Source organism: Nocardioides sp. P5_C9_2, from assembly GCF_054049555.1.
This window is the reverse complement of the sequence record NZ_JBFUMD010000387.1, coordinates 1-3,815: the sequence shown is the minus strand read 5'-3', so window position 1 is coordinate 3,815 and position 3,815 is coordinate 1. Positions and strand designations below refer to the sequence as shown.

The 3,815-nt window shown below is 73.3% G+C and carries 5 protein-coding genes; all 5 read left to right on the top strand.

Annotation, left to right across the window (positions count from 1 at the left end):
• The coding region (locus tag ACXJKL_RS16635) for a peroxidase family protein (RefSeq protein WP_457208132.1) at positions 1 to 899 on the top strand (899 nt) is incomplete at its 5' end.
• Positions 900 to 984: 85 nt separating this feature from the next.
• Positions 985 to 1,389, top strand: coding sequence for a chorismate mutase (aroH, locus tag ACXJKL_RS16630; RefSeq protein WP_457208131.1), 405 nt, complete (start codon positions 985 to 987; stop codon positions 1,387 to 1,389).
• The gene (locus tag ACXJKL_RS16625; protein ID WP_457208130.1) at positions 1,379 to 2,452 is read left to right on the top strand and encodes a prephenate dehydrogenase; all 1,074 of its coding nucleotides are present in this window, start codon (positions 1,379 to 1,381) and stop codon (positions 2,450 to 2,452) included. The genes aroH and ACXJKL_RS16625 overlap by 11 nt, the downstream gene beginning before the upstream one ends.
• Before the next feature lie 9 nt (positions 2,453 to 2,461).
• Positions 2,462 to 3,151 (top strand): (d)CMP kinase, encoded by a 690-nt coding sequence (gene cmk / locus ACXJKL_RS16620; RefSeq protein WP_457208129.1) that lies wholly within the window; start codon positions 2,462 to 2,464, stop codon positions 3,149 to 3,151.
• Positions 3,152 to 3,296: 145 nt separating this feature from the next.
• Positions 3,297 to 3,815, top strand: a 519-nt coding sequence (locus ACXJKL_RS16615) for a GTPase (RefSeq protein WP_457208128.1), incomplete at its 3' end; no start/stop codon positions are given.

Here is a 3,815-nt window from a genome sequence, read left to right as displayed (position 1 = left end):
ACCCCGTCCCGGCCGTCGACCACACGCTGGTCTCCGACGAGGACGTCGCCGCCCTCAAGGCCACCGTGCTGGACTCCGGGCTCGACGTGGCCGAGCTCGTCTCGACCGCCTGGGCCTCGGCCGCGACCTTCCGGTCCACCGACAAGCGCGGCGGGGCCAACGGCGCCCGCATCCGCCTGGAGCCCCAGCGGGGCTGGGAGGTCAACCAGCCCGAGCAGCTCGCACGCGTCCTCGAGACCCTCGAGGGGATCCAGCGCGACTTCAACGCCGCCGGCGGCGCGCAGGTCTCGCTGGCCGACCTCATCGTGCTGGCCGGGTCGGCCGCGGTCGAGAAGGCCGCCCGCGACGCGGGCGTCGAGGTGACCGTGCCGTTCCACGCCGGTCGCACCGACGCGACGCAGGAGCAGACGGATGTCGACTCCTTCCGGGTCCTCGAGCCGCGCGCGGACGGCTTCCGCAACTACCTGCGCCCCGGCGAGAAGACGCAGCCGGAGGTCCTGCTCGTGGACCGCGCCTACATGCTCGGCCTCACGGCCCCGCAGATGACCGTCCTGGTCGGGGGGCTGCGCTCGCTGGGCGCCAACGTGGCCGGCGCCGCGCACGGGGTCCTCACCGACCGGCCCGGTGTGCTCACCAACGACTTCTTCGCCAACCTGTTGTCGCCCGGCACTCGCTGGCGTGCCTCGGAGTCGGAGGAGAACGTCTTCGAGATCCGTGACCTGGCCACCGACGAGGTGCGCTGGACCGCCTCCGCGGTCGACCTCGTCTTCGGCTCCAACTCGCAGCTGCGGGCCCTGGCCGAGGTCTACGCGAGCACCAGCGCCCAGGAGAAGTTCGTCCACGACTTCGTGGCTGCGTGGGTCCAGGTCATGGAGCTGGACCGCTTCGACCTGCGTTGAGCCCGTGGGCACCCCGCCCGGCGCGGGGTGCCCACCCCTCGTCGGGCGGTCCGGGTCGTCGACCCGTGCCTCCTATCCTGTGCCCATGGCAGTCCGTGCAGTCCGTGCAGTCCGTGCAGTGCGAGGGGCGACGCAGCTCGACGAGGACACCCGCGAGCACATGCTCGACCGGGTGGCCGAGATGGTGCTCGACGTGATGTCGTCCAACTCCTTGGAGGTCGACGACTTCATCTCGGTGATCTTCACCGCCACCAGCGACCTGGTCAGCGAGTTCCCGGCGTACGCCGCCCGACGGCTCGGCTTCGGTGACGTGCCGCTCATCTGTGCCCGCGAGCTCGAGATCGCGGGGTCGATGCCGCGGGTGGTGCGGATGATGGCCCACGTGGAGACCGACCTCACCCGGGGCGAGGTCACGCACGTCTACCTGCACGGTGCCGCCCACCTGCGCCGCGACCTGACCAAGACGCGCGACGTCCCCGATGAGCAGTGAGCTGACCGGACCGGTCGAGGTCGTCGGCACCGGTCTGCTCGGCACCTCGATCGCCCTCGCCTGCAGCCGGACGGGGATCGAGGTGCTGCTCACCGACGTGGCCCCCGAGAACGTCCGCACGGCCACCGGTCTCGGTGCCGGTCGGGCACGCCGTCCCGAGGACCGGCCGCAGCTCGTCGTGGTGGCCGTGCCGCCCGACCACCTCGCCGACGCGATCGTCGCGGCGCTCGGTGTCGGGGACGCGGTCGTCACCGACGTCGGGTCGGTCAAGGCCGCCCCGCTGGCCGAGGTGGCGTCGCGGGTCGACGCCGCCTCCCTGGCCAGGTACGTCGGGTCGCACCCGATGGCGGGCAGTGAGCGGTCGGGGCCGCTCGCGGCCAGCGCGGCGCTCTTCGACGGGCGACCCTGGGCCGTCACGCCCCACGCGACAGCCGACCGCGCCGCGGTGACGCTGGTGTCCGCGCTGGTGCGGCTGTGCGGGGGAGTCGAGGCACGCCTCGCCCCCGAGGAGCACGACCGGGCGGTGGCCCGCACGTCCCACCTGCCGCACCTGGCGGCGGTCCTGGTGGCCGGTCGACTCACCGGAGCACCGCCCGAGCACCTCGCGCTGTCCGGCCAGGGCGTCCGCGACGTCMCCCGGGTGGCGGCGAGCGACCCGGTGCTGTGGCAGCAGATCCTGGGCGCCAACGCCGACGCGGTCACGGCCCTGCTCGGGGAGGTGCGCGAGCAGCTCGACGTGCTCATCGCCGCGGTCCGCGACAGTGACCGCGAGTCGCTGGAGGCCATCCTCGGCGCCGGCGTGGCCGGCACCCGGGTCATCCCCGGCAAGCACGGCGGACCGTCGAGGCCGATGCGGTCGGTCTTCGTCTCGGTCCCCGACCACCCGGGCGAGCTGGCCCGGCTCTTCGGCGACGCCGGCGAGATCGGGGTCAACGTCGAGGACGTCCACATCGACCACGACCCCGGTCGCCCGGTCGGCCTCACCGAGCTGCTGGTCCTGGAGGAGGACGCCGAGCACCTCCTGGGTGCTCTGGAATCTCGCGGGTGGACCACTCACCGGTAGTCTCCGCTCGTGAGTTCCCTGCCTGTGAGTCCGCTCGTCGTCGCCATCGACGGCCCCTCCGGCTCCGGCAAGTCCAGCACGTCGAGGGGCGTGGCCGCCCGGCTGGGCCTGGCCTACCTCGACACCGGCGCGATGTTCCGCGCGATCACCTGGTGGATGCTGCGCCACGGCGTCGACGTCCACGATCCCGCCGCGGTCGCCGCCCGGGTGCACGAGCCCGTCCTCCACTCCGGCACCGACCCCCTGGGGCCGACCATCGCCGTCGACGACGCCGACGTGGCGGTGGGCATCCGCTCCGACGAGGTCAACGCCGCCGTCAGTCCCGTGAGCGCCGTCCCCGAGGTCCGTGCCCTCCTCCTCGACCTGCAGCGCCGCATCATCGCCAGCAGCCTCACTGCCGGCGGGATCGTCGTGGAGGGCCGCGACATCGGCTCGGTCGTGGCCCCGGACGCGACGGTCAAGGTCTACCTGTCGGCCGACCCGGGCGCCCGTGCCGCCCGCCGCGCGGCGGAGGCCGGCGGCGACGTCGCCGCCACCCGCGAGTCCCTCCTGGCCCGGGACCGGATCGACTCGGGCCGCACCACCGCGCCGCTGGTGATGGCCGACGGGGCCGTCCACATCGACACCACGCCGTACACCCTGGACGAGGTCGTCTCCCAGGTCGTGGCGCTGGTGGAGGCGGTCGAGGCGGACGCGTGACCGCCCTCTCCACCCCGTTGCCCCGCACCCGGGAACACATGGTGGCCGCCTCCCTGTTGTGGTGGCAGCCCTTGCGCGACATCGAGGACGATCCCAGGACCGGGGTCGTCGAGCACCACCAAGACCAGCAGCACCGAGGAGTGTCATGACCGAGTACGACGACGCCAGCGCCCCCGAGGACCAGGTCACCGGTCCCACACCGGTGCTGGCCGTGGTCGGGCGCCCCAACGTCGGCAAGTCGACGCTGGTCAACCGGATCATCGGTCGCCGCGAGGCCGTGGTGGAGGACCGCCCCGGCGTCACCCGCGACCGCGTCTCCTACGACGCCCACTGGAACGGTCGCGCCTTCACGGTGGTCGACACCGGCGGCTGGGACCCCGACGCCCGCGGACTGGCCGAGCGGATCAAGGCCCAGGCGGAGGTGGCGGTGTCGCTGGCCGACGCCGTGCTCTTCGTCGTCGATGCGACCGTCGGCATCACCGACGCCGACGAGGCCGTGGTGAAGATCCTGCGCAAGAGCGGCAAGCCCGTCGTGCTCGCCGCCAACAAGACCGACGACCAGCGCACCGAGGCCGAGGCCTTCGGCCTGTGGAACCTCGGCCTGGGCGAGCCCTTCCCGGTCTCGGCGCTCCACGGCCGCGGGTCGGGCGACATGCTCGACGCC

What these genes read in the sequence shown, in the direction of transcription:
- aroH (WP_457208131.1), top strand. Translation starts at nt 985, where the DNA reads ATGGCAGTCCGTGCAGTCCGTGCAGTCCGTGCAGTGCGAGGGGCGACG.